Annotated in this window: 25 protein-coding genes, 1 tRNA gene and 1 other RNA gene; 12 read left to right on the plus strand and 15 right to left on the minus strand. The window is 62.9% G+C overall.

The annotated features are described in order from the left end of the window. Positions 1 to 52: 52 nt before the first annotated feature. Both LB551_RS20085 and LB551_RS20090 read left to right on the plus strand, forming a co-directional pair. On the plus strand, positions 53 to 691 hold the full coding sequence (locus tag LB551_RS20085; RefSeq protein WP_224624914.1) for a hypothetical protein: 639 nt from the start codon (positions 53 to 55) through the stop codon (positions 689 to 691). After that, complete coding sequence (locus tag LB551_RS20090) at positions 688 to 1,386, plus strand: hypothetical protein (RefSeq protein WP_224624915.1); 699 nt, start codon at positions 688 to 690, stop codon at positions 1,384 to 1,386. Before LB551_RS20085 ends, LB551_RS20090 begins: the two co-directional genes overlap by 4 nt. A gap of 20 nt (positions 1,387 to 1,406) precedes the next feature. Here the strand turns inward: LB551_RS20090 and LB551_RS20095 are convergent. Further along, positions 1,407 to 1,482 (minus strand) — tRNA-Thr (locus LB551_RS20095). 364 nt (positions 1,483 to 1,846) lie between these two features. On the opposite strand from LB551_RS20095, the gene LB551_RS20100 reads away from it, so the two are divergent. Then, positions 1,847 to 2,998 carry a hypothetical protein gene (locus LB551_RS20100; RefSeq protein WP_140550139.1) on the plus strand — a complete coding sequence of 384 codons (1,152 nt, stop codon included), beginning with the start codon at positions 1,847 to 1,849 and terminating at the stop codon, positions 2,996 to 2,998. 24 nt (positions 2,999 to 3,022) lie between these two features. Here the strand turns inward: LB551_RS20100 and LB551_RS20105 are convergent, their stop codons facing one another. Both LB551_RS20105 and LB551_RS20110 read right to left on the minus strand, forming a co-directional pair. After that, positions 3,023 to 4,624, minus strand: a complete 1,602-nt coding sequence (locus LB551_RS20105) for a cisplatin damage response ATP-dependent DNA ligase (protein WP_224660237.1) — start codon at positions 4,622 to 4,624, stop codon at positions 3,023 to 3,025. A 238-nt stretch (positions 4,625 to 4,862) separates the two neighbouring features. Next, entirely contained in the window at positions 4,863 to 5,873 is a 1,011-nt protein-coding gene (locus LB551_RS20110) for a ligase-associated DNA damage response exonuclease (protein WP_224660238.1), read from the minus strand. A gap of 185 nt (positions 5,874 to 6,058) precedes the next feature. Between LB551_RS20110 and LB551_RS20115 the strand changes: the two genes are divergently transcribed. Beyond that, positions 6,059 to 6,418, plus strand: coding sequence for a hypothetical protein (locus tag LB551_RS20115; RefSeq protein ID WP_224660239.1), 360 nt, complete (start codon positions 6,059 to 6,061; stop codon positions 6,416 to 6,418). A gap of 72 nt (positions 6,419 to 6,490) precedes the next feature. Here the strand turns inward: LB551_RS20115 and LB551_RS20120 are convergent, their stop codons facing one another. The 9 genes from LB551_RS20120 to LB551_RS20160 form a co-directional block, all read right to left on the minus strand. Next, positions 6,491 to 7,432 (minus strand): 2-hydroxyacid dehydrogenase, encoded by a 942-nt coding sequence (locus tag LB551_RS20120; protein WP_140496893.1) that lies wholly within the window; start codon positions 7,430 to 7,432, stop codon positions 6,491 to 6,493. An 86-nt stretch (positions 7,433 to 7,518) separates the two neighbouring features. Beyond that, positions 7,519 to 9,147: an ABC transporter ATP-binding protein gene (locus tag LB551_RS20125; protein WP_140550133.1), complete on the minus strand. Its 1,629-nt coding sequence runs from the start codon at positions 9,145 to 9,147 to the stop codon at positions 7,519 to 7,521. Beyond that, the gene (locus LB551_RS20130; RefSeq protein WP_140550132.1) at positions 9,144 to 9,644 is read right to left on the minus strand and encodes a type II toxin-antitoxin system VapC family toxin; all 501 of its coding nucleotides are present in this window, start codon (positions 9,642 to 9,644) and stop codon (positions 9,144 to 9,146) included. Before LB551_RS20130 ends, LB551_RS20125 begins: the two co-directional genes overlap by 4 nt. After that, positions 9,644 to 9,877 (minus strand): hypothetical protein, encoded by a 234-nt coding sequence (locus tag LB551_RS20135; RefSeq protein ID WP_140550131.1) that lies wholly within the window; start codon positions 9,875 to 9,877, stop codon positions 9,644 to 9,646. The genes LB551_RS20130 and LB551_RS20135 overlap by 1 nt, the downstream gene beginning before the upstream one ends. A 144-nt stretch (positions 9,878 to 10,021) precedes the next feature. Further along, positions 10,022 to 11,167: an ABC transporter permease gene (locus LB551_RS20140; protein ID WP_140556756.1), complete on the minus strand. Its 1,146-nt coding sequence runs from the start codon at positions 11,165 to 11,167 to the stop codon at positions 10,022 to 10,024. Next, on the minus strand, positions 11,167 to 12,261 hold the full coding sequence (locus tag LB551_RS20145; RefSeq protein WP_140550129.1) for a microcin C ABC transporter permease YejB: 1,095 nt from the start codon (positions 12,259 to 12,261) through the stop codon (positions 11,167 to 11,169). Before LB551_RS20145 ends, LB551_RS20140 begins: the two co-directional genes overlap by 1 nt. A 30-nt stretch (positions 12,262 to 12,291) precedes the next feature. Next, the gene (locus LB551_RS20150) at positions 12,292 to 14,160 is read right to left on the minus strand and encodes an extracellular solute-binding protein (protein ID WP_224660240.1); all 1,869 of its coding nucleotides are present in this window, start codon (positions 14,158 to 14,160) and stop codon (positions 12,292 to 12,294) included. Further along, entirely contained in the window at positions 14,160 to 16,037 is a 1,878-nt protein-coding gene (locus LB551_RS20155) for an extracellular solute-binding protein (RefSeq protein ID WP_224660241.1), read from the minus strand. Before LB551_RS20155 ends, LB551_RS20150 begins: the two co-directional genes overlap by 1 nt. A 164-nt stretch (positions 16,038 to 16,201) precedes the next feature. Further along, positions 16,202 to 16,885 (minus strand): c-type cytochrome, encoded by a 684-nt coding sequence (locus tag LB551_RS20160; protein WP_140550126.1) that lies wholly within the window; start codon positions 16,883 to 16,885, stop codon positions 16,202 to 16,204. Between the two features lie 191 nt (positions 16,886 to 17,076). On the opposite strand from LB551_RS20160, the gene LB551_RS20165 reads away from it, so the two are divergent. Both LB551_RS20165 and LB551_RS20170 read left to right on the plus strand, forming a co-directional pair. Continuing rightward, complete coding sequence (locus tag LB551_RS20165; RefSeq protein ID WP_140550125.1) at positions 17,077 to 17,805, plus strand: 3-deoxy-manno-octulosonate cytidylyltransferase; 729 nt, start codon at positions 17,077 to 17,079, stop codon at positions 17,803 to 17,805. Between the two features lie 36 nt (positions 17,806 to 17,841). Beyond that, the gene (locus LB551_RS20170; RefSeq protein ID WP_140550124.1) at positions 17,842 to 18,705 is read left to right on the plus strand and encodes a prephenate dehydratase; all 864 of its coding nucleotides are present in this window, start codon (positions 17,842 to 17,844) and stop codon (positions 18,703 to 18,705) included. A gap of 1 nt (position 18,706) precedes the next feature. Here LB551_RS20170 and LB551_RS20175 read toward each other — a convergent pair whose 3' ends face one another. From LB551_RS20175 to LB551_RS20185, 3 genes are read right to left on the minus strand one after another with little or no spacing between them, the layout of a single operon-like run. After that, positions 18,707 to 19,006, minus strand: coding sequence for a Dabb family protein (locus LB551_RS20175; RefSeq protein ID WP_224660242.1), 300 nt, complete (start codon positions 19,004 to 19,006; stop codon positions 18,707 to 18,709). 19 nt (positions 19,007 to 19,025) lie between these two features. Beyond that, positions 19,026 to 19,967 (minus strand): NAD(+) diphosphatase, encoded by a 942-nt coding sequence (gene nudC, locus LB551_RS20180; RefSeq protein ID WP_224660243.1) that lies wholly within the window; start codon positions 19,965 to 19,967, stop codon positions 19,026 to 19,028. 51 nt (positions 19,968 to 20,018) lie between these two features. Further along, entirely contained in the window at positions 20,019 to 20,438 is a 420-nt protein-coding gene (locus LB551_RS20185; RefSeq protein ID WP_140496869.1) for an HIT family protein, read from the minus strand. A gap of 146 nt (positions 20,439 to 20,584) precedes the next feature. On the opposite strand from LB551_RS20185, the gene ffs reads away from it, so the two are divergent. The 6 genes from ffs to recR all read left to right on the plus strand — a co-directional run bounded on the left by ffs (position 20,585) and on the right by recR (position 25,348). Then, positions 20,585 to 20,681: signal recognition particle sRNA small type (gene ffs / locus LB551_RS20190), an RNA gene on the plus strand. A 105-nt stretch (positions 20,682 to 20,786) separates the two neighbouring features. Continuing rightward, entirely contained in the window at positions 20,787 to 22,619 is a 1,833-nt protein-coding gene (locus tag LB551_RS20195) for a DNA polymerase III subunit gamma/tau (protein WP_224660244.1), read from the plus strand. 30 nt (positions 22,620 to 22,649) lie between these two features. Then, complete coding sequence (locus LB551_RS20200) at positions 22,650 to 22,973, plus strand: YbaB/EbfC family nucleoid-associated protein (RefSeq protein ID WP_140496865.1); 324 nt, start codon at positions 22,650 to 22,652, stop codon at positions 22,971 to 22,973. A 71-nt stretch (positions 22,974 to 23,044) separates the two neighbouring features. After that, a complete protein-coding gene (locus tag LB551_RS20205) occupies positions 23,045 to 23,452 on the plus strand; it encodes a hypothetical protein (RefSeq protein WP_140496863.1) in 408 nt (135 codons plus the stop codon). A 196-nt stretch (positions 23,453 to 23,648) separates the two neighbouring features. Next, complete coding sequence (locus LB551_RS20210) at positions 23,649 to 24,644, plus strand: cell wall hydrolase (protein WP_224660245.1); 996 nt, start codon at positions 23,649 to 23,651, stop codon at positions 24,642 to 24,644. Positions 24,645 to 24,742: 98 nt separating this feature from the next. After that, on the plus strand, positions 24,743 to 25,348 hold the full coding sequence (gene recR, locus LB551_RS20215; RefSeq protein WP_224660246.1) for a recombination mediator RecR: 606 nt from the start codon (positions 24,743 to 24,745) through the stop codon (positions 25,346 to 25,348). Positions 25,349 to 25,362 lie beyond the last annotated feature (14 nt).

Consider the following 25,362-nt stretch of genomic DNA (forward strand, 5'->3'; position numbering starts at 1 on the left):
GCGATGGAGCGCCTACCGGCGGACAAGCACCCCGTTGCAGATACAGCCGCTCGTGCTCAAGGACCTTGTAGCCCAAGGAATCATGACGCGACCGATGGAAGTCCGTGACGGTAAGCTCTGGTGCCCGATTTCCGAGGCACCGATGGCGACCGAGTTCGCCATATCGCGCTTTGCCGTTCCGTTCATGAGGCAGAGCGGCTGGGCCATGTTCTGCGATTGCGACGTCCTGTTCCTGAAGGATCCGGTCAAGCTGCTCGATCTACTCGATCCTTCCTACGCGATCATGGCGGTCAAGCACCAGCAACGCGAATCCGAAGCGGTCAAGATGGACGGACAAACGCAGACGTTCTATCGCCGCAAAAACTGGTCGTCGGTCGTTTTATGGAATCTGGATCATCCCGCCAACAAGCGGTTGACCAAGGAGATGCTCAATACGTGGCCCGGACGTGACCTCCACGCCTTCAAATGGCTTGAGGATCATGAGATCGGCGAATTGCCCCTGGCGTGGAACTACCTCGTCGGGGCTTCGGCTTCCGAACTCGATCCCGCCGATGTCTCTCTGGCGCACTACACGCTCGGCGGCCCTTGGTTTGCGGGCTGGTCCGGGACCACGCAATGGGACGAATTGTGGAGCCGGGAAGAGAGCATCCTGCGCGCGTTTGAGGAACAGGCGGTCCAGATTCCCGGATGAAAACTCCGCTTTCGGATCTCTTGCCAGCCTTCTCAAAGCCAATTCTTCGCCTGCCCAGGGCCACGGGGCCCGCCTTGGTGATGGGGTCGGCGCCGAATTTTCGCCTCCCGCAGGGATATGATGCCGATTGGGCACTTGTGACCGTCAATGCTTCCCAGCTTTTGGCGGAAACCGTCGGCCTCCCCGTTCCCGATATCGCCGTGATCCGCCGCGGCATTTTCGTCGATGCCAGCGAGCAGGATTTCTACAAGCGTGATTTGTTAAACGGACGGCAGGCAAAGCACCTGATCATCCCGGTTTGGCCTGATGTCGAGGACAAGCTGAAAGCCGGTTGTCGCACCTTCAACTATCGTTATGAAACCTTGCAGGCGCTTACCAAATGGCAGCTTGCCAACGTCGTCTGGCAGCTTAGCGGCAAGTATCATATGTTCCGCGGCTGGCACCGGAAAATCTCCACCGGAGCCTTCGCGATCATACTGGCGCGTTTCGCCGGTTTCGCCCCTGTGGTGGTCAGCGGGTTTTCCCTGTCCCAGGCCGGGCATGGATACGACACCCGAAATGCCTTTCGATATCACGCCAACGAAGATGCGGATCTGCTTCGACGGGTGGTGAGAAGAGGCGAACCGATCTACGCCGAGGACAAAGAATTCGCTACGGAAAGTGGATTGCCCTTGTGGCAGGGACAGATGCCGTAAGGACGGCAGCGGACGGGAAGTGGTGCCGCTTGCGTGACTCGAACACGCGACCCCATCATTACGAATGATGTGCTCTACCAACTGAGCTAAAGCGGCCCGGGAAGCGTTAGGCCTCCAAGATGGGCTGGGTGATAGACTCAACCGACGGCGAATTCAAGATGGGCGATCGCGAATTCAGGATGCGGCCCGGCAATTCGTGTTGCGCGTCGTCCCGCCCCGACACATCGCCGACAAAGCCGGCTGCCACGCCCTTTACCGATCGGCCGGGACATGGCGCCTGGCCCTGTGCCTCCGTGCCGGCAAAGATCAATGAAGCATGTTGATTTCGTTGCCGGAATACCGCCAAGATGGACTTTGGACAGTCCAACGAGGCAGAATGCGGACGCTCGCCCGTTGATTGATTGGTCGGCTGCGGCTAACGATCATGCCGAGGTTTGGGCAACGCACAGAGGGATCTCGCTTGGACGCAATCGAAAAAGCGATCCGGAATGCCCTCGAAAGAGGCAATGCCGAGGACCGCGCGTACCGCGAGAAGGTCTATCGCTCGGCTTTCGCCGCGCTCGACCGTGCGCTCCAGGCCAATCCCGGCGTGACGGTGGAACTCGCCATCAAGCGCCGTAAGGCGATACAGGCCAAGATCACCGAAATCGAATCCGAATTCCTGCCGGCGGTGCCGGATGCCGCTCCCCAGGCTGAGTCGGACGCACCGGCGGTCGAGCTTCCGGCGAGCCCGGTCGCACCCGCCGTAACCGGCGAGGGCGCGGCACCGCCCGCAGTTTCCCTCGACGAGCCTGCACAGCCGGCCGCCGATGCGCCGCGCTCGCGCGTCTTGCCGGTCGTTCCAGACATCATGCCCGATGCGACCCTTCCCGGCGTGCCGTCCATCGATATGTCGGCTCCTGCTTCGTCCGAAGCCACGGCTGAAGTGGCGCCCGATCGCGACGAGAGGCGCATCAGGGGCCGGCGCCTGCCACTGACCGCCATCTTCCTCACCGTGACGCTGCTCGCCGCGGTCGGTATCGGCCTGTTTTTCGCCATGCAGACCGGCGTGTTCAAGACCCAGGCCCAGCTCGACACCGCGCCGCCCGAAGCGCCACCGACCGTCGAGGACGACGATTTCACGCCGGCGGATGGCGAGACCGGGCCGGAAAAGCCTGGCGCTGCCGATCAGGCGCGCAACTGGATCAACGTGTTTTCGCCCACCGACCCGGCGCATGTCAGCGCCCCGTCGGATGCCAAGGCGGAAGCGATGAAGGACGATTCAGGGCCATTCCTGCGCATCCAGTCCGGCGCTTCCGGTTCGGCGATCAGCTTCGATGTGGGGCAAGGCGTGCTGGAGAAGCTCGCCGGCAAGCATGCCGTGTTCGATATCGTCGCCCGCGCCGAGGATGGCAAGGACACACAGATCTCCATCGACTGCAATTTCGGCGAGCTCGGTGATTGCGGCCGCAAACGCTATGCGGTCGGCCAGCAGCGCAACGAATATCTGTTCGACGTGAAATTCCCCGACAAGCGGCCCGGCTCGGCCGGAACGATCGCCATCAACTCCGATTTCGACAAGCAGGGCAAGGCGGTCAACATCTACGAGATCCGCGTCTCCATCGAGCCTTGAGCGCCGGCACCGGAGAGGGTGCGATCAACGATCGAGCAGCGCCTGCAGCGTTTCGATGCGGTCGGCCTCGTTGGCAGGCTTGTCCCAGCGCAGCCGCGAGATGCGGGGGAAACGCATGGCGACGCCGGATTTGTGGCGCGTCGAACGGTTGAGCCCTTCGAAGGCGACTTCCAGCACCAGCCCGTTGTCGCGGTCGGCGCGCACCGAGCGCACAGGCCCGAAACGCTCGATCGTGTTGTCGCGGACATATTTGTCGATCTGCCTCAATTCCTCGTCGGTGAAGCCGAAATAGGCCTTGCCGACCGGCACCAGTTCCTCCTCGCCTTCCGCCCCCGACCAGACGCCGAACGTATAGTCGGAGTAGAAGCTCGAGCGCTTGCCGTGGCCGCGCTGGGCGTACATGAGCACGGCGTCCACCGTGTGCGGGTCGCGTTTCCATTTGAACCACGGGCCCTTCGGCCGGCCGGCGACATAGGGCGAATCCCAGCGCTTCAGCATCACGCCTTCGATGATCGGGTGCGGCGGCGCCCGGCGCAGGTCCTCCAGCGCCTGCCAGTCCGAGAACGCGACGAATGGCGAAAGATCGAAGCGGCTCGGATCGAGCGTTTTCACGAAGCTTTCGAGGCGGTCACGCCGCTCCCGGAAGGGCAACCCCCGCAAATCCTCTGCGCCGACCTGCAAAAGGTCATAGCAACGCATGAAAGCCGGATATTGCTGCTGCATCTTCAGTGACACCGTCTTGCGGTTCAACCGCTGCTGAAGATCCGAGAACGTCCCTGTCGCTTCCCGGGGATCGCCGACCAGCAATTCCCCGTCGAGCGTGGCCGAGAAAACCATCGCCTCGGCGAGGTCCGGAAAGGCGCCGGAGACGTCGTCGCCGGTGCGCGAATAGAGCCGGCGGATGCCGCCTTCCGACACCGCCTGGACGCGGATGCCGTCCCATTTCCACTCGGCCGCATAGTCGGCGGGGTCGAGCCTGTCGAGATCGCCGTCACCGACCGGATTGGACAGCATCACCGGCCGGAACAGTGCCCGCGCCGCCCTCTCGGGCTTTGCGGCCTTGCCTTCCAGCCATGCGAACAAGGCTGGGTAAGGCGGCGACAGCCCGTGCCAGAGTTCCTCGATCTCGGCGACGTCGACCTTGCCGAAATCCGCCAATGCCTGCTTGGCCAGCCGCGCCGACACGCCGATGCGCAACCCGCCGGTGACCAGCTTGATGATGGCGAAGCGGGCCGAGATGCCGGCACTGTCGAGCAGGTTTGACAGCACTTTCGGGCCGTCGGAGCGGCTCGCCGCCTGCAGCTTCGCGACCACCTCGCCGAGCGTCGGCTCACGGGTCGGTATGGTTCCGGGCACCTGCGGCCAGACCAGCGACACGGTCTCGGCGAGATCGCCGACATAGTCGTAGGAATAGCCGAACAGCACCGGGTCCATGCGTTCGGTCACCAGGGTGCGCAGCATCGCCGGCTTGATCGCGGCAATGTTGAGATCGCCGGTGATGGCAGCCAGCGCCAGCCCGCGATCAGGATCCTCGACGCTGCGGAAATAATCGATCAGCAGCGTCAGCTTGCCGTTGCGCGACGGCGTCAGCACAAGGCGGTCGAGAAGTTCGGCGAAGCGGTTCATGGCGAGGTGCAACTCGCCAATAGCGGAACCCGGCGCGAGGCGCCCCCCTCCGGCCTGCCGGCCATCTCCCCCTCAAGGGGGGAGATCGGATATCGTATCTGCTTTCGCCAATCGCTAACGCTGCACAAAGAGCGGAGCCAATGAAGCTGCCAATCTCCCCCCTTGAGGGGGAGATGTCCGGCAGGCCAGAGGGGGGCGCCGTAGAGCTCGGCTGTGACGGTTGGCGAGCACTCCATCATCAATCACCCTCGTCCTCATACCCCACCAGATGCAGGGGCCGCGCCGCGATGCCTTCAAGTTCGCACCAGCGCACCAGCGCCTCCTCGCGGCCATGTGTCACCCAGATTTCCTCTGCCCCGGTTTCCCTGATCGTGGCGGTCAGTTCGTCCCAGTCGGCATGATCCGAAATGATCAGCGGCAGCTCGACGCCACCCTGCTTGGCGCGCTGGCGGATGCGCATCCAGCCCGAGGCGAAGCAGGAGATCGGATCGGGAAAGCGCCGCGCCCAGCGATCGGCGAAGGCGGCCGGCGGGCCGACGACGATGGCGCCGGTGAAATCATCCTTGCTGGCGCTCTCCACCGTCGCCGGCTCCAGCGTGCCGAGATCGATGCCCTGGCTCTGGTAATAGTCGCTGAGCTTGGCCAGCGCGCCGTGGATATAGATAGGCCTGTCGTAGCCGGCGTCGCGCAACAGCCGCATCACCCGTTGCGCCTTGCCCAGCGCGTAGGCGCCGATGAGATGCGAGCGTTCGGGGAACTGCGCCGCCGATTTCAGGAGCCGGGCGATCTCCTCCCCGTCTGGCGGGTGGCGAAACACCGGCAGGCCGAAGGTCGCTTCGGTGATGAACACGTCGCATGCGATCGGTTCGAACGGCAGGCATGTCGCGTCCTGCTGCCGCTTGTAGTCGCCGGAGGCGACGATGCGTATACCCTGATGCTCGACCGCGATCTGCGCCGAGCCCAGAACATGGCCGGCCGGATGAAAACTGATGTCGACGCCGTTGAAGGCAATTCGCTCGCCCAGTCCTGCCGCCTGTGTCGTGCCTGCGAAGCCCTCGCCATAGCGAAGCCCCATAATGTCCAGCGTCTGCTGCGTCGCCAGCACCGAGCCGTGGCCGGAGCGTGCGTGGTCGGAATGGCCATGCGTGATCAGCGCCCGTTTGACCGGCCGCACCGGGTCGATGAAGAAGTCGCCCGGCGGGCAGTAAAGGCCCTCGGGCCGGGGATGGAGCAGGTCGCTGGCACGCATTGTTCCAAGATAGTGGCTAATTCGGGCGCGGGAAGCCTGTTGCGAGAGACTGCTGACTCGTCCTACAGCCAGCCGCCGGGCAGCAGTCAGGCTACGCGGTCTGAGGCTTCCGGGTGCCTCTGCTGCGAAAAAGCCCCAATCGCGTGTCGGATTATACCAGTGTGGTGCCGTACGGAGGGATTTCCATGCGCTGGAACATGATGGCCTTGGCATCTTGCCTCGTTATGGCCGGCTGTGTCGGCAACTCCATGTCCGAGCGCCAGGACGAAAACGTCCAGTCCTCATTGCAGTATGACAGCGTGCCTTGCGGGCAGTTGCTGGCGCAACGCAACGCCCTGGCGCAGCAACACAACCTTTCACAGCAGGCCAAGCCGACCTTCTCCAATCCGGCGATGGGTTTTGGCCCGTTCATCCCGGACATGCGCTCCAAGGCCAAGCGCGATGCCGACAAGGCAAGCGGCGAGATCGACGCCATGAACCGGTCGATCGAGCGCCGCGATTGCGGCAAGCCGGACAAGCAGAAGAAGTTCGCACTGCCCGGCTAAGCTGGCCTCTGCGAGACGCTCACCTCCACGTCCCCGCCGGACGGGAGGAAGCGTGAGCCGCGTCGAGGTTCCTTAATATCCCGCTTTGCGGTCCACCAGGTTCTCCAGCTTTTCGCCCCGCTCGAAGGCGTCCATCTGGCGCAGCATGATCGGCGCCAGGTGGACGGGATCGGACGTGGCCGCGGCATGCGGCGTCACGAATACTTTCGGATGGGCCCAGAGCGGGCTGGTCTTCGGCAGCGGTTCGACCTCGAAGACGTCGAGGCTCGCTTCCTTCAGCGTGCCGTCGTCGAGCGCGCGCACGATGTCGGCGTCCTTCTGCAGGCGGCCGCGACCGGCATTGATCAGCACCGAGCCGCCAAGACCGTTGCGCTTGCGCAATTCCTTCAGCACGCCGTAATTGATGATACCCTTGGTATCCGGCGTCAGCGGCAGCAGCACGACCAGTATGTCTGTCGCATTGAGGAACGGGATCAGCCCGGCCTCGCCGCAATAGGTCGCGACACCTTCCATCGGCCGGTCGGTGCGCGACCAGCCATTGACCGCGAAGCCGAGCGACAATAGCGCCGACGCCGCAGCGCGGCCGAGACTGCCGAGCCCCATGATGCCGACAGAGATGTCTTCAGCGGTGCGCTGCGCCGGCTCGCGCCATATCTTCTTCGGCTGCTGCGACCGATAGAGCAGGCCTTGGCGGTGATGATCGAGCACCCGCCAGACGACATATTCGGTCATGTGCTGGGCCAAATTGCCGGCGACGACCTTGACGATCGGCACGTCCGGCAGGCTGGGATCGGAGAAGATGTGGTCGACTCCGGCACCGATCGAGAAGATGGCGCGCAGATTGGGCAGCGACCCCAACAGGTTCGGCCGCTGCTTCCACACCACCGCATAGGTGATGGAAGGATCGCTGGCGCCGTCCGGCTCGAGCACCACCTCGCGCTCTGCGGACAGCAGTTCACGCCAGCGCTGCGGGTGAAAGCCGGTGACGGCAAGCAGGATTTTGCCTTTTTCCATTTATGGATTTTGTCCTGTTGTTCGGTTTGGAGCAATTGCGGGAAAGGCGCGCGGCGGCTTTCCGCCCGGAATTGCCAAGGAAGGAGTCACTCGCTGACGACCCCCGTCGGGGCGGTTTCTATCTTGAAGGCGGCCGAAATCAGCGCCCGAGTATAGTCGGTTTGCGGCTTTTCAAAAATCTGTTCGGAAGGACCGGCTTCGACGATCTGGCCATTGCGCATGACGATGACATCGTTGGCCAGGGCCCGGATGACCTTGAGGTCGTGGCTGATGAAGAGATAGGCCAGGTCATGCTTGGCCTGCAGGCTGCGCAGGAGGTCGACCACCTGCGCCTGCACGCTCATGTCGAGCGCCGAGGTCGGCTCGTCCAGCATGACGAAACGCGGGTTGAGCACCATGGCGCGTGCAATGGCAACGCGCTGGCGCTGGCCGCCCGAGAATTCGTGCGGATAGCGGTTGCGCGTGGCCGGATCGAGCCCGACTTCCTTCAGCACGTCGACCACCTTGTCGTCGCGCTCGTCGAGCGACAGCTTCGGCTCGTGGATCTTCAAGCCTTCTTCGATAATCTCGGCGATGGACATGCGGGGGCTCAGCGAGCCGAAAGGATCCTGGAAGACGATCTGCAATTCGCGCCTGAGCGGGCGCATGGCGTTGAACGAGAGCTGGTTGATGTCGCGCCCGTTGAACTGGATGGTTCCGCTTGACGAGATCATCCGCGCCAGCGCCAGGCCGAGCGTGGTCTTGCCCGACCCGGACTCTCCAACCACACCCAGCGTCTGGCCGGCCCGCACGGTGACATCGATGCCGTCGACCGCCTTCACATGGTCGACGGTGCGCCGGAAGAAGCCCTGCTTGATCGGAAACCAGACTTTGATGTCCTTGCCGGTCATCACGGGTGCCGCGGCGCTGTTGGCCGCGGGTGGCTTGCCCTTGGGCTCGGCCGCCAGGAGATGGCGCGTATAGGCGTGCTGCGGATTGGCGAAGATGTCCTTGGTAGGCCCCATCTCGACGATCTTGCCCTTGGTCATCACGCACACCCGGTCGGCGATCTTGCGCACGATGCCGAGATCATGGGTGATGAACAGCATCGACATGCCCTTGCGGCTTTTCAAGCCGGCCAGCAGCTCGAGGATCTGCGCCTGCACGGTGACGTCGAGCGCCGTCGTCGGCTCGTCGGCGATCAGGAGTTCCGGCTCGTTGGCCAGCGCCATGGCGATCATGACGCGCTGGCGCTGGCCGCCGGAGAGCTGGTGCGGATAGGCGTCGAGCCGCTTCTGCGGCTCGCGAATGCCGACCTCGTTGAGCAGGGCCAGCGTGCGCGCCTTGGCCGCGCGGTCGGCCATCCCCTGGTGCAGCTTCAGGATCTCGACGATCTGCTGCTCGATCGTGTGCAGCGGATTGAGCGAGGTCATCGGCTCCTGGAAGATCATGGTGATCTTGTTGCCGCGCACCTGCCGCAATTGCTTCTCGTTCATGGCGAGCAGGTCGGCGCCCTGGAACAGGATCCTGCCCGAGGGGTGGCTGGCGCTGGGATAGGGCAAGAGCTTCAGCACCGACAGCGCCGAGACCGATTTGCCGGAGCCGGATTCGCCGACCAGCGCCACCGTCTCGCCCTTGGCGATGTCGAAGGAGATGTGATCGACGGCCAGCGACTGCTGTCCGCCTTGCGCAAAAGCGACGCTGAGGTCGCCAACGGAGAGCAAAGAAGCAGTCATGTGTCAATTTCCGCTATGACTTTATCAAGGGCAGAAATCTCCGGTCGTATGACCGAAATTTGCGCTGTCAGTTGCGGAGGGACAAGCCGACTTGGCGTGACAGAATAGGAATCCTTCAGCCTGACGTCGGCAGTCAGAAATTGTGTGCATCCGAAATGCATCGCCGTCGAAAGGTGAATAGCATCCGGTAGCCTGAGAGAAATGAATTGCGAGCGAAGCTGTGCCGCGTGCCAGAGAACCTCGCGAGTTACCGTTCCAACAGAGACAAACGTATTACCAATCGAGATATTGTCATAGAGCTCAACAAGCGGCTCATTGTTCTTTTTCAGAGGGTCAACCATCAACTCTGCCAGCACGAGTTCGCTTGTCGCGAGGAAAGGCTGCTTTCTGCCCTCGTTCAGTGAAATGAGCTGAAGCAGTTTTTTTGCCAGAGCATCGTTGTTTTCGAAAGCGTAGATGAAAATGTTCGTATCGACATAAAGCCGGAAGGCGGCCATCAATCCTCCCACTCATCGCGGAGGGCACGAACACGCGCAACAGCCTCTTCGAGACTTGTTCCCGACGCGTTGGCCTGCGCATTCCGCATAAGTTCAAGCAATTGTTTGTGGCCGAGAGGCCGCTTGGCTTCCTCTTCTACCGTCACCTTGACCGAGGCACTCAAAGCTATGCCCTCTCGCAGTTCATCCGGGAGTTTGGATGCGGGGTAATGCTCAAGGATGACCTTATTCACAATTCTGTCCTTCCGTGGGGCACGATGAGGAACTGCCGTGACTGACCGCGGCCATCAGTCGTTTCGACAATTGATGCGCACGCTCATTTCGCTCAAGCTGCCACACTGGGAATATATCATGCTGAATGCCGGTCCGCATCGTTGTCATCGGAACGTCTTGCGCGGATCGAAGGCGTCGCGTGTAGCCTCGCCGACGAAGACCAGCAGCGACAGCATCAGCGAGATGACGACGAAACCGGAAATGCCGAGCCACGGCGCGTTGAGATTGCGCTGCGCCTGCTTGAGCAATTCGCCAAGCGAGGCCGAGCCCGGCGGCAGGCCGAAACCGAGATAGTCGAGCGAGGTCAGCGTCGAGATCGAGCCTGAGAGCAGGAACGGCAGAAAGGTCAGTGTCGCCACCATGGCATTGGGCAACAGGTGCCGGAACATGATGGTGCGGTTGCGCACGCCGAGCGCGCGCGCCGCGTTGACATACTCGAAATTGCGCGCGCGCAGGAATTCGGCCCGCACCACGCCGACCAGCGCCACCCAGGAGAACAGCAGCATCAGCCCGAGCAGGATGAAGAAGCCCGGCGGCAGTATGGCCGCGACGATGAGCAGGAGATAGAGCACGGGAATAGCCGACCAGATCTCGATGAAGCGCTGGAACAGCAGGTCCGTCCAGCCGCCGAAATAGCCCTGCAGGGCTCCAGCCGCGACGCCGATCAGAGCCGAGCCGGCGGTCAGGATCAGTCCGAACAGCACCGAGATGCGGAAGCCGTAGATGACCCGCGCCAGCACGTCGCGCGCCTGGTCGTCGGTGCCCAGCCAGTTCCAGTTACCGACGCTGCAGGCCGGATCGGCAGCCCCTTGCGGGTACTGGTTGCAGCGCGTCTTGGCGTCATACTGCCAGGACGGCTTGGCCGGGGCTGCTTCGGGAATGGCATTGTTGACGGTCTGGTAGGAATAGCGGATCGGCGGCCAGATCATCCAGCCATTGGCGTTGATCTCGTCCTGGATGACCGGGTCGCGATAGTCGGTGACGGCATAGAAGCCGCCGAACTTCTCTTCGGGATAGGCGACCAGCACTGGAAACAGGATCTCGCCCTTGTAGGAGGCGATGATCGGCTTGTCATTGGCGATGAATTCGGCGAACAGCGACAGCACGAACAGGACAAGGAAAATCCACAGCGACCAGTAGCCGCGCCGGTTGGCCTTGAAGTTCTCCAGGCGGCGCTTGTTGAGCGGCGACAGAAACGGCCGCGGCATCCGCTCCGGCACGACCCCGGCGGTAACGCTTGCCTCCGACATCAAACGTCTCTCCGTTCGAAATCGATGCGCGGATCGACCCAGGTGTAGATGAGGTCCGACAGCAATCCGACGAACAGGCCGAGAAGCGAGAAGATGTAGAGGTTGGCGAACACCACGGGATAGTCGCGTTCGACCACCGACCGGAAGCCGAGCAGGCCGAGCCCATCGAGCGAGAAGATGTTTTCGATCAGCAGCGAACCGGTGAAGAAGGCCGAGATGAAGGCGCCGGGAAAACCGGCGATGACGATCAGCATGGCGTTGCGGAAGACATGGCCGTAGAGCACCTGCCGTTCCGACAGGCCCTTGGCGCGGGCAGTCACCACATACTGCTTGCGGATTTCCTCCAGGAAGGAATTCTTGGTCAGCAGCGTCGTCGTGGCGAAGGCCGACAGCACCAGCGCCGTCAGCGGCAAGGTCATGTGCCAGAGATAGTCCGCGATCTTGGCCGGCCACGACAACTGGTCCCAATTGTCCGAGACGATGCCGCGCAGCGGGAACCAGTCCCAGAACGAGCCGCCGGCAAACAGCACCATCAGCATGATGCCGAACAGGAAGCCCGGAATGGCATAGCCGACGATGACGACGCCGCTGGTCCAGATGTCGAAGGGGCTGCCGTCCTTCACCGCCTTGCGGATGCCGAGCGGGATCGAGATCAGATAGGACAGAAGCGTGATCCACAGCCCGATCGAGATCGACACCGGCATCTTTTCCAGGATCAGGTTGAGCACCGAAATGTCGCGGAAATAGCTGTCGCCGAAATCGAACCTGATATAATTCCACAGCATCAGGCCGAAGCGCTCCAGCGGCGGCTTGTCGAAGCCGAACTGCTTCTCCAGCTTCTTGATGAATTCCGGATCGAGCCCCTGCGCGCCGCGATATTTTGAGCCGACGTCGCCGGCGGCATCGAAATTGCCGCCGCCCGCATCGCCGCCGCCACCGCCGAGACGGTCGCTGCCTCCCTGGTTTGTCAGCTTGGCGATCACCTGCTCGACCGGGCCGCCCGGCGCAAACTGGATGACGGCGAACGAGATCGCCATGATGCCGAACAGGGTCGGGATCATCAAAAGGATGCGGCGCAGGATGTAGGCGCCCATCAGGCTTCCTGCCCTCTGCGGAGCGATATCTCAGCCTTTGCCAATTCTTGCCGCCTTGCCCTTATCAAACCACCACAGCGTCTCGACCGGAAAGCCGAAATCGGGCTTTTGCTCGACAAAGCCGAACATGTCCCAATAGGAGACGCGGTGATTCGCCAGATAGTATGTTGGAATCCAGTCCAGCCGCGCGCGCAAGACCCGATCGAGCGCTCTGAGCGCGGTGACGAGTTCGGACCGGCTTTGCGCTTTGCCGGCTGCCGCGATCAACGCGTCTATGGCCTTGCTTTCCGTCCCGGGATAGTTGCGCTGCCCTGGGATTTTGGCCATTCGGGAGGCATAAAGCATCTCCAGGCTGTCGTCAGTCGGCGTCGCCCCGATCGACCAATGCAGCAGGGTAAGATCAAAGTCGAAATCGTTCTGCCGCTGTTCATATTGCGCCGAATCGACCTGTCGGATCGAAGCGTCGATCCCGATCGCCTTCATATTCTCCGACCATGGGGTAAAGATGCGGACGATGCCATCCTCTTGCGCCAGCATCTCCACCCGCAGTCGCTCGCCCTTGTCGTTGACGACGAAATTGCCCGCTCGCTTCCAGCCGGCGTCGGCAAGCAGCCTCGAAGCTTCGCCCAGCAGCTTGCGGTCATGGCCCGAACCGTCGGACGCACGCTGCATCACCGGCTCGCCAAACGCCTCCGGCGGCAACTCGGCTCGAAACGGCTCCAGCAGGGCCAGTTCCGCGGGCGAAGGCAGGCCTTCGGCCTTGTACAGCGACCGTTCGAAGTTCGATTGCGAGCGCTCATAGGAGCCGTAGAACAGGGCCCGCTTCATCCATTCGAAATCGAAGCATCTGGCGATCGCCCGCCGCACCCGCTCGTCGCGGAATTGCGCGCGACGCTGGTTCAGCGCGACAGCCTGCATGTCCGGCGATTTCTCGCCGGGAAATTCCCGCTTGACGACCTTGCCGTCCTTGAGCGCGGGAAAATCGTAACCGGTCGCCCAGACACGTGCGGTAAATTCCTCGCGAAAATGCGTGTCGCCCTTCTTGAAGGCTTCGAACGCCGCCTGCCGGTCAAGATAGAAGTCGATGCGGATACGGTCGAAATTGTACTGGCCGCGGTTTACCGGGAGGTCGCGGCCCCAATAGTCGGCCACGCGCTCATATTCGACTGTCTGTCCCGCGGCCACTCGCCCGATTTTGTACGGTCCCGAGCCGAGCGGCGGCGTCATCGTCGAGGCATTGAAATCATTGACCGCATAAAAGGCCTTGGACACGATCGGCATCGCCACGATCCTGAGGATGTTTTGCGCGGACTGTTCGCCGTTGAAGGTAAGGTTGAGGGTGAGCGGATCCAGCGCGACCGCGTCGGTCATATACCGCAACGCCTGGGAAAGGTTCGGATGCCCTTGCTCTTTGTAAAGCTTCAACGCGAAGACGACGTCCTCGGCGGTCAGCGGCGAGCCGTCGTGGAAACGCGCTTGCGGTCGAAGCGCGAAGCGGAAGCCGTTGCGGTCCTGCGACAAGGTGACGGACTCTGCAAGCAGGCCGTAGACCGCATCCGGCTCATCGAGCGCGCTTGCCATCAGTGAATCGAAACAGAGTTCGGTACGCGGCGGCGCATCTCCTTTCAACACCAGGGAATTCAATGTGTTGAAGGTCAGGAAGCTCTGGTTGAACGTGGCGTTCGGCGGCGCGAAATTCATCTGGCCGCCCTTGGGGGCGTCCGGATTGACGTAGTCGAAATGTGCGAAATCCGGTTTGTATTTGAGGTCGCCGAAGGCCGACAGGCCGTGCAGTCTGGTTCCGGTCGCAATGTCGGCGAAGGCTTTTGCGGGCAGCAGGGCGGTGGCTGCGGCGGCACTGCCCAGGGCCAGGAAATCGCGACGGAGCAGCACCGCCATCAATTGTTGCCCTTGTATTTGGCCGCCAGCGCCTTTTCCTTCTCGGGATCGATCCACCAGGAATTCTGGTCGGCGCCGATATAGCTCGGCTGTTTGGCGGGAATGCCGAACTTGTTCCAGTAAGCCAGCCAGACCACGGCGCGATAGTACTGCGGCACGACGTAGTAATTCCACAGCAGCACGCGGTCGAGTGCATGGGTGGCGGCAACCAGATCCTCGCGGTCGGTGGCGAAGATGATGCGGTCGACCAGGGCATCGACGACCGGGTTCTTGATGCCGGCGTAGTTGCGCGACCCCGGGCGGTCGGCTGCCTTGGAACTCCAGAAGTCGCGCTGCTCATTGCCAGGCGATTCCGACTGGCCGAGTTGCCCGATAATGACATCGTAGTCGAAATTGTTGACCCGGTTGACATATTGGGTCTGGTCTATGATGCGCAATGTGGCATCGACGCCGATCTTGCGCAGATTGGCGATATAGGGGCTGGAGATGACCTGGTCGGTATCGTTCCAGCCGAGTATCTCGAACTTGAACGGCTCGCCGGTCTTGGCATTGACCATCTTGCCGCCCTTGATCACCCATCCAGCCTTGGCGAAGAGGTCGACTGCCTGCTTCAGGTATTTGCGCTCGGCCTGCGGTGAATCATAGACCGGCAGCTTGAATTCCTGTGTGAACAGTTCGGGCGGCAGCTTGTCGCGATACTGTTCCAGGATTTCCAGTTCCTTGCCTTGCGGCAAGCCGCTGGAGGCCAGTTCGGTTCCCTGGAAATAGCTGCTGGTGCGGGTGTTGAAGCCGTAGAACAGCGTACGGTTCATCGTCTCGAAGTCGAAAGGGTAGGTCAGAGCGGCCCGCACCAGGCGGTCCTGGAACAGCGGGCGCCTCTGGTTGAGCATGAAAGCCTGCATCGGCTCTGGCGAGGTGGTCTTGAATTCCTGCTTGATGACATCGCCGGCCTTGACCGCCGGGAAATCATAGAATGTCTTCCAGCGCTTCGAACTGTTTTCCGGTTTGATGTCGTCAAGTCCGCCCTTGGTGAAGGCCTGCCAGGCGGCGTTGTCATCAAGGATGTAGGTGAAACGCTGCCTGTCGAAATTCTCGCGGCCGATCTTCACCGGCAGCTTGGCGCCCCAATAGTCCGGCACGCGCTGCCAGACGATTTCCGAGCCCGGCTTGAAGCTGGCGATCTTGTAGGCGGCGGAGCCGAGCGGCGGCTCCAGCGTCGGCCTGGTGACGTCGCGCTTCTTGCCGTTGGCATCGGTGCCTTCCCACCAGTGTTTCGGCAGCACGGCGAGATCACCCAGGATTTTAGGCAGCTCGCGATTGCCCTTCTGGCTGAAATGAAACTCGACTTCACGGTCCGAGACGGCCACTGCATCCGTGACGTTCTCGAAATAGCGGCTGTACATCGGGCTGTTCGCCTTCAGCACCTGGAACGACCAGATCACGTCGTCGACGGTGATCGGCTGGCCGTCATGCCATTTCGCGCGCGGATCGAGCCGATAGGTCGCCGAGGAAAAGTCGGCCGGGTATTTGTAAGCGTCGGCGATCAGCGGATGGCTGACACTGCCCTCGTCGGTCGCCTGCTCCATCAGCGTGTCGTAGAGCAGGCCGCCGCCGAAGCCGACCAGGCCGGCGGCCGGCGAACCCTGCACGATATAGGGATTGAAGCTGTCGAACGTGCCCAGCACCACCGAATTCAGCGTACCGCCTTTGGGCGCGTTGGGGTTCACGTAGTCGTAGTGCTGGAAATTGTCGCCATATTTGGATTGGCCGATCAGCGATGATGTGGTGCGCCATTCATCGGCCAGGGCCGCCTGCAACCCCGCGGCCAGCAGGGCGGCCGCCAGCAACGATTTGAGAAGCACTCGGCCAAGCGTCATCCACTGTCCTCTTCGCAATGCGTGCCATCATCCAGAAAGGCAATCTAGATGATTTGCCGCGCGTGAAAACCGCCATGCGCGGCTTTGTCGCCGCATATGCGGTTTCCTAACGAAAAAGCCGGGCTGAACCCGGCTTTTTCAAGGTCGTCGAGACGATATCCGGATTATTGAGCAGGCGCCGGTGCGGGAGCGGCCGGAGCAGGTGCCGCCGGCTTGGCAGGAGCTGCGCCTTCGGCCGGCTTGGCCGGTGCGGTCCCTTCGGCGGGCTTGGCGGGGGCGGATGCATCGGCGGCAGCGCCCGGCGCGGGCAGCGGCTTGGGATTGTCCGACAGCGTGCGCAGATAGGCGATGACGTTGGCGCGGTCTTCTTCCTTCGGCAGGCCGGCAAAGCCCATCGCCGTGCCTTTCACGAATTTTTTCGGCGAGGTGATGAAGTGGTTGATGTTGTCGTAGGTCCACTTCTCGGTGCCGCCCTTGGAAAACTCCTTCATGCCGGCCGAATAGGCGAAGCCCTCATGCGCGGCGACCGGGCGATCGATGAGATCCCACAAATCCGGGCCGACCTTGTTCGGGCCGCCCTTCTCGCCGGAGTGGCAGGCCTGGCATTTCTTGAAGATGGCAGCGCCCTGTTCGGCACTTGCGTTGGCCAGAAGATCCGCGATCGGCTTTTCGGCTGCTGCCGGAGCGGCGGGGCCGCCCTCGGCGGGTTCGGCGGCCTCGATAGCGAAGCCGGGCTTTTCCGGAGCGGGCGAGGCAAACAGCGCGTCCGACACGATGCCGACCGAGAACACCACGAAAACGGTTCCGAGCAATCCGGCGAGCAGCTTGTTGACTTCGTTGGAATCCATACGCCCCTTGCTCCCTTTTCCGGCGGACCGAACCGTCCACTCCGTCCGTCGGTATCGAGACCTGCCCTCCAGAGCCGGTCAAATCGCGCGGAAACTAGGTCTTTTGCTCCGGCGTTGCAACACCTATAAGGGCGCTTCCAGTGAGACCTTTTGCCACTTTCCCCTCCTCGTTTCGAACGCCCGTCAAACCGATGTCCACCTTGATCCTGATCCCCGCCCGCATGGCCTCCACCCGGCTCCCGGGCAAGCCGCTGGCCGACATTGCCGGCGCCCCGATGATCGTCCATGTCGCGCGCCGCGCCGCCGAGGCCGGGCTTGGCCGTGTCGTGGTGGCGACCGACACGCAAGGCGTGGCGGAAGCCGTGCGCGCACACGGTTTCGAGGCGGTGATGACGCGATCGGACCACGAATCGGGTTCGGACCGGATATTCGAGGCCCTGACGGTGCTGGATCCGGCAAACGAGGTCGAAACCATCGTCAATGTGCAGGGAGACCTGCCGACCATCGATCCCGCGATCATCGTGGCCTCGCTCAGGCCGTTCGAGGACAAGGCGGTGGACATCGCAACGCTCGGCGTCGAGATCGAGCGCGACGAGGAAAAGACCAATCCCAACGTGGTCAAGATCGTCGGTTCGCCATTGTCGGCCACCAGGCTGAGGGCGCTTTATTTCACCCGGGCCACCGCGCCCTGGGGCGAGGGCGCGCTCTATCATCACATCGGCCTCTATGCCTATCGCCGCTCGGCGCTCGAGCGCTTCGTGGCGCTCAAGCCGTCGCCGCTGGAACGCCGCGAGCGGCTGGAGCAGTTGCGGGCGCTGGAGGCCGGCATGCGCATCGACGCCGAGATCGTGCGTTCGCTGCCGCTCGGCGTCGACACGCCGCAAGACCTGGAAAGGGCCAGGACGATCCTTTCAAACTGAGCGCCGAACCGGCACTCCCTCAATCGAGAATTGGCCATGCCTGAAAAGACCAACAGAATATCCTTCCAGGGCGAGCCCGGCGCCAATTCCGACACCGCCTGCCGCAACGTCTATCCTTCGATGCAGCCGCTGCCGTGCCCGACCTTCGAGGACGCGTTCAACGCGGTCGAAACCGGCAAGGCCGATCTCGCCATGATCCCGATCGAGAACACCATCGCCGGCCGCGTCGCCGACATCCATCACCTGCTGCCGGAATCGAGGATGCACATCGTCGGTGAGTATTTCCTGCCGATCCATTTCCAGCTGATGGTGCTGCCCGGCGTCAAACGCGACGAGATCAAGACTGTGCACACCCACATCCATGCGCTTGGCCAATGCCGCAAATATATCCGCAAGAATGGATGGAAAGGGATAGTCGCGGGCGACACGGCGGGTGCCGCCAAGATGGTCTCCGAGGTCAAGGACCGCACCATGGCGGCGCTGTCGCCAGCGCTGGCCGCGACGCTCTACGGGCTGGACATCATCGAGGAGAATGTCGAGGATACAGACAGCAACGTCACCCGCTTCGTCGTCCTGAGCAAGAGCAAGCAATGGGCCGAACGCCCGGCGCCTGACGTCAAGATGATGACGACGTTCATCTTCCGCGTCCGCAACGTGCCGGCCGCGCTCTACAAGGCGATGGGCGGTTTCGCCACCAACGGCATCAACATGACCAAGCTGGAGAGCTACCAGCTCGGCGCCTTCACGGCGACACTGTTCTACGCCGACATCGAAGGCCACCCCGACGATCCGCTGGTCAAGCTGGCGCTGGACGAGCTTCGCTTCTTCTCGCGCGAGGTGCGCATCCTCGGCGTCTATCCGGCAAGTGAGTCACGCGAGCAGTGGAAGGTGGCGGACTGAGCTACCAGCCCAGCGGCACGTAATCGATCTCCATGAAGGTTTCTACCTCCGGCACCCAGCGGTCGCGCACGAAGGCGACATGGTCGGGATGGTCGTTGTACCTGGTATAGGCGGCCTGGTCGGCGAATTCCATGGAGAAGCCGAACTGGTAGTCGTTCTTGGGGCTGACCTGACGCAGCTGTTCGAAATGGGTGACGCCCCTGATCGCCGAGAGGATTTTCTTGGCGTCGAGCAGGAACCTTTTTTCCTCCAGCGAGTGCGGCGGATGCTTCAGCGTGAACACGACGGTATGGCGGATCATTTCCCTCTCCTGATTTCCATTATTCGCTGTCGACCCAGGCGCGGATCAGGTGGTGCGCGATGGCGCCCTTCGGCGGCGTGATCAGATCGCCGGGATGCTCCCTGGCCAGCATCAGGCGGACCTCGTCGCGCAAGAACCAGCGGCAGTCTTCCAGCTCGTTGAGGTCGGCCTGGATGTCCTCGTTGAGCGGCTCGCCGAAGCAGCCGATCATCAGCGAATAGGGGAATGGCCAAGGCTGGCTGGCGTGGTAGACGACGCGGCCGAGTCGGATGCCCGCCTCCTCCAGCGTCTCGCGGCGCACCGCCGCCTCTATCGTCTCGCCCGGCTCGATGAAGCCGGCAAGGGCGGAGTACATGCCCGGCGCGAAATGCCGGCCGCGCCCAAGCAGGCATTTCTCGCGCGTCGCCGTCAGCATGATCGCCACCGGATCGGTGCGCGGAAAATGCTCGGTGCCGCAATTCGGGCAATGGCGCTTGTAGCCGCCGGCCCGCATTTGTGACTCGGTCCCGCATTTGCTGCAGAAACGATGGCTGGCGTGCCAGGCGAGCAGCGCGGCGCCCTGCGCCATCGCCCCGGCGGCCGCTTCGTCGATCAGGCCTTGCATATAGACCGAGCGGTAGTCGATGGCCTTGACCGTTTCCGGAAGCTGTTCCGGCTCGATGCCGGCGGTCACCGCCAGCACCGGGCCCTGATCGGAGAATCCGAGCAGCACGCCGCTGCCGGGCAAGGCCTGGAAGGGCAGGCTTTCGGCGACGCCGAACCAGGGGTCGAAGCCGCCGTCACGAACCTTCAGGTAGAGCCGGCCGCCCTGCATCAAAAGCAGCCTGGTTCCAGGATCGGCGAGCGCTTTGTCGACCGAATCGTCGGCGCGGTTCTCGGATTGCCGGTCGATACTGTTGCCGGCGAAGCCGACGAATTGGCTCGGCTCGCGCAAGGGCGCGTCAAACAGGCTAAAGCTCATGCGGACTCTGGGCGTTCGGGATGGACACGTTCGGGATGGACACGGGAAGGCTTATAGCGCCGCCCTTATCGTTTCGGCAAACCGGCGCAGTTCGGAGCGCTGATAGGGCTCGCGCAGGCCGTGCCCCCACACCGGGCCTGGCCAGCCGGGATCGCCTTCCGAACGGGCGATGACATGGATGTGCAGCTGGCGCACGATGTTGCCGAGCGCGCCGGTGTTGATCTTGGTGCAGCCGGTCACCTTCTTCAGCGCCTGCGCCACCATATTGGTCTCGAAGGTCAGCATTGTCTGGTCGAGCGGCGTCATGTCGTGGATTTCCTCGACGCCCGGCCGCTGCGGCACCAGAAGCAGCCATGGCCAGCGGCGGTCGTTCATCACGCGCAATTCACACAGCCCAAGCCACATCAACTGCTCGCTGTCCGCCTCCAGCCGGGCATCCAGCGTGAATCCGGCCTTCAGGCCCGGCAACATCGGCGTTTCCCTTGCTTTTGGTGTTTTCCTCAGAGTTCATGAACGCTAGAGCGGCTGCATCGAGGCTGCAAGCGAATCTCGTGGCTGGTGCAGCCGATTTGCCTGCGCTCTTGCATTTCGTCGCGCAATTGCCGATATGGACGGCGGGAGGTTGGTGGTGGACGATCCACTCGCCAACCGGGTCAGGTCCGGAAGGAAGCAGCCCTAACGAGCCCGGAACGGGTCATTGTTCCAGCCTCCCACCTCATCGGCCCTTCTCGCGACGTTGACGACGCATTGCAGCGCGGGCGAAACTATGCGCAGGAATCGGCCGCCTTTTGGCGCGGCCATTTGGAGTTTTGCGGGCGAATGAGCGAAGCCGGAAATTCGGGACCAAAAAGCCTGGAGATAGGCAAGGCCGGCGCCTATCGCGTGCTGGCGCGCAAGTACCGTCCGGCGAATTTCTCCGAGCTGGTCGGCCAGGAGCCGATGGTGCGCACGCTCACCAACGCTTTCGCCACCGGCCGCATCGCCCAGGCCTGGATGTTGACCGGCGTGCGCGGCGTCGGCAAGACCACGACCGCGCGCATTCTCGCGCGGGCCCTGAACTATAAAACGGCAACAATCGACCAGCCTTCCGTTGACCTTGCCGTGCTCGGCGAGCACTGCCAGGCGATCATGGAAGGCCGCCATGTCGACGTCATCGAGATGGATGCCGCCTCGCACACCGGTATCGACGACATCAGGGACATCATCGAACGGGTGCGCTACGCGCCGGTCTCGGCCCGCTACAAGGTCTACATCATCGACGAAGTGCACATGCTGTCGACGCAGGCCTTCAACGGCCTGTTGAAGACGCTTGAAGAGCCGCCGCCGCACGTCAAGTTCATCTTCGCCACCACCGAAATCCGCAAGGTGCCGATCACCGTGCTGTCGCGCTGCCAGCGCTTTGACCTGAGGCGCATCGATGCGGCTGTCGTGAAGGCTGATCTCGCCCGGATAGCGGGCCTGGAGGGCATCGAGGCGGACGACGACGCGCTGGCAATGATCGCGCGTGCCGCCGAAGGGTCGATGCGCGATGCTCAATCGATTTTCGACCAGGCCATCGCGCATGGCGGCGGTACGGTCAGCGCCGAAGCCGTACGCGCGATGCTGGGCCTCGCCGATCGCGCCCGCGTCGTCGATTTGTTCGAACATGTCATGAAGGGCGATGTGGCGGCGGCACTGGCTGAATTGCGCGCGCAATACGACACCGGCGCCGATCCGGCCGCCGTGCTGACCGACCTTGCCGAATTCAACCATCTCGTCACCCGGCTGCGCTTCGTGCCGACCGCCGCCGACGACGCGGCGCTGTCGCAGGACGAGCGCGAGCGCGGCGCCGATTTCGCTCGGACGCTCTCGATCAAGGTGCTGTCGCGGACGTGGCAGATGCTGCTCAAGGGCATCCCGGAGGTGCAGTCCTCGAACCGGCCGGTAAGTGCGGCCGAGATGGTGCTGATCCGGCTGGCACACGCGGCCGACCTGCCGACGCTGGACGAGGCATTGAGGTCGCTGGAGAACGGCCTGCCGGCGCCGGGCGCCGCGCCGCGTTCGAACGGCGCGCCGGCGAGCCCCGGTAATGGCGGCACGTCCGGCGTCAACGGCGCCAGCGCAGTGGCGCAGACGCGCATGCCCGGCGGGTCGGGCGGCGCGCAGACCATGCGGCTGGTGGAGGCCGCGCCCGCTCCGGCCGCCTTCGTTGCGCCCCCGCAGCCGGCGCCGGAGGCGCAGCCAATACCGCTGAAATCGCTGGCCGATATTGTCGCCCTTGCCGACGCGCAGCGCGATATCGCATTCAAGGTGCTGGTCAAGCGCTGCATCCGCCTCGTGCGCATCGAGCCCGGCCGCATCGACGTCAGCCTGACCGACGATGCGCCCAAAATGCTGCTCAACGATTTGACGACCAAGCTGCGCGCCTGGACCGGTCGCAACTGGCTGGTGTCGCTGTCGAAGGAAGAGGGCGGCCAGACGCTGGCCGAAATGGAATCGACCAGGCGCGAGAACGCTTTGCTCGATGCCAAGAGCGATCCGACGGTCGCCGCTATCCTGGCGCGTTTTCCCGGCGCCAGGATCATCGACGTGCGCATTCCCGACGCGCCGGAAGCCGATGCGGTCGAAGCCGAAGTGCCGGTCGAGCCGCCGGCGGACGACGACGAACCCTGACGAAACCACGACTCTGCAAAGGATCGGACCATGAAAGATCTTCTCGGCCTGATGGGCAAGGCGAAGGAAATGCAGGCCAAGTTCCAGGCCATGCAGGACGAGATCGCCACAGTCGAAGCCGTCGGCCAGGCCGGCGGCGGCCTGGTCATCGTCACGTTGACCGGCAAGTTCGAGATGAAGTCGCTGAAGATCGACCCGTCTCTGTTCAAGGAGGATGAGGTCGAGATCCTCGAAGACCTGCTTCTGGCCGCCCACAATGACGCCAAGGCCAAGGTCGAGCAGATCATGCAGGAAAAGACCAAGGCGCTGACCGCCGGCCTGCCGATTCCGCCGGGAATGAAACTGCCCTTCTAAATGCATGTCGCCCAAGAGTGTGCGAGGGTTTTGGGGATAACGACATGCATAAAGCCAAAGACTAGTTGGCCATGGCCGAAGAGCCGTCCGAAAGGCTGATCGAGCAGCGTATCCGCAACAGGATCTACGAGATCCTGGAAATCCTGGCCGATTCTGATGCCGGCGTCGATCTCGTCGGCATCAAGGGCTATTTCAACCTGTTCGAGGATTTCGTGCATCGCCCCTCGATCGAAGCGGGCACCTCGGCGCTCTCGAAGGAAGAACGCGCCATCGTGCTGGAGATCGCGGATTTCCTGGAGGCTGCCGGGGAGGCCAACCCCGATTTCACCAGGTCCGAGTTCATCGACAGCGACTGGCCGGGAAAGATCGCGCCGGTCGCCCGGAATGCGCGAGCATTGTTCCTGAAGCGCGGGCTGTTCTCGGAGAAATTCGAAGAAATTGAGCCAGGACGGCCGGCTGCGATTTCAGCCGGGCGATAATGCATGCCGCCCAAAAGGGGTCTCGGCATGGACAAGGGCGTGCATAAAACAAAGGCTTGAAGTCCCGATCTTGCCACATAACTGTGCCAGTTTGGCAACAGCATCTCACCAATAACGTTTTAGCCATCATTTTGCCTGAAAGTGTCTCATTCTTGCCGCAGCCTGGGGGCGGGCATCGAAGTGAGAGGGTTACCTGTTGATTTCCACGCGATGGAAGACGCCGCTATTGCTCGGCGTCGTCACGTCTCCCCTGTTCCTGGCCGCTTGCAGCCAGACCGCGTCACACGGCATGTCCAGCCTGACCGACGCCATCACGCCGAGTTTCCTGAGCTCCCGCGGCTACCACACGCCGAAGGACAGGGAATGCCTGGAAAGGGCGATGTTCTTCGAATCCAACCGGTCGAGCCGCGATGGCATGATCGCCGTCGGCACTGTCGTGATGAACCGGCTGCGCTCCGGCAAGCATGGCGACACCATCTGCGCGGTGGTGGGCGAGCGCGGCCAGTTCGCGCCCGGCGTCATGACCAGGCCGATGAATTCGCGTGCCATGCCCGATGTCGAGGAAGCCGCCGAGGCCGTGCTCAAGGGCGAGCGCAAGGCCAAGCTCAAGAACACGATGTATTTCCACACCGCGGGCCTGCGCTTCCCCTACAAGAACATGCATTACACCATGGTCGCCGGCGGCAATGCGTTTTACGAGAAGCGCGGCCGCAACTGGCAGCCGCTGCCGGACGAGCCGACGGTCGCGGTCGCTTCGGCGGAAACGCCGGCAGCCTTGCCCGGAGTAGCCGCGACTCGCGTCGCTTCCGCCGAGCCGGCGCGTTCGGCCGAGAGATCCGATCGCACCGCTGCGGCACAACAGGTCTACATGACTGCCGAGGCGGAGCCGGCACGCTCCAGCAAGACGGCAGCTGTCCGCACTGCCCCTGCTCAGCAGACCTATGTGACCGCATCCGTGGCGCCGGCCGCAAAGTCCGCGCGCGTCCAGGAGAAGCCGACGGTGGTGGCGATGCAGGAGCCGATGGAGGAACCGGATGCCGCTCGCTTTGGCGGGACCTTGAACACGAGGGTCATTTCCTCGGTGCAGGGCGCACCGCAGGAGGCGGCGATGGGGTTCCAGTCGACGCCTGAGAACACCGACGCCATCGGCGCGATGATCGTCAGCCAGAACCGGCCGCTCGAAACCAACTGAGGCGGGCCGCACTTGACGGCCTGCATGCGCTGGTTGGAGATGCTGTCCGGACGCAAAACCGCTTCGCACTTTTCGTGGAATTGCTCTAGATCAGGGCAATGTCCAAGCGAATCGCGGGTCCCGAGATCGAACGCCTGATCCAGCTCCTGGCCAAAGTGCCGGGGCTCGGTCCCCGTTCGGCCAGGCGCGCCGCGCTGCATCTGATCAAGAAGAAGGAACAGCTGCTGTCGCCGCTCGCCGCCGCCATGGCCGAGGCGGCCGACAAGGTGCGCATCTGCTCGACCTGCGGCAATGTCGACACGTCTGACCCCTGCATGATCTGCACCGATCCGCGCCGTGATGCCGGCACGCTGATCGTTGTCGAGGATGTCTCGGATCTCTGGGCGCTGGAGCGGGCGGCGGCGATGAATGTGCGCTACCACGTGCTGGGCGGTACGTTGTCGCCGCTCGACGGTATCGGCCCCGATCAGCTCAACATCCGCTCATTGGTCGACCGCGTCGCCGGCGGCGAGGTCAAGGAGATCATCCTGGCCGTCAATGCCACGGTGGAGGGCCAGACCACAGCCCATTACCTGACCGATCAACTGTCCGGTTTCGAGGTGAAGATAACGCGGCTGGCGCATGGCGTGCCGGTCGGTGGCGAACTCGACTATCTCGACGAAGGCACGCTGGCGGCAGCGCTGCGCTCCAGGACGGCGTTTTGACAGGGTTGGCAGGA

The sequence above is a fragment of the Mesorhizobium sp. BR1-1-2 genome (genome assembly GCF_020165435.1).
Lineage (GTDB): Bacteria > Pseudomonadota > Alphaproteobacteria > Rhizobiales > Rhizobiaceae > Mesorhizobium.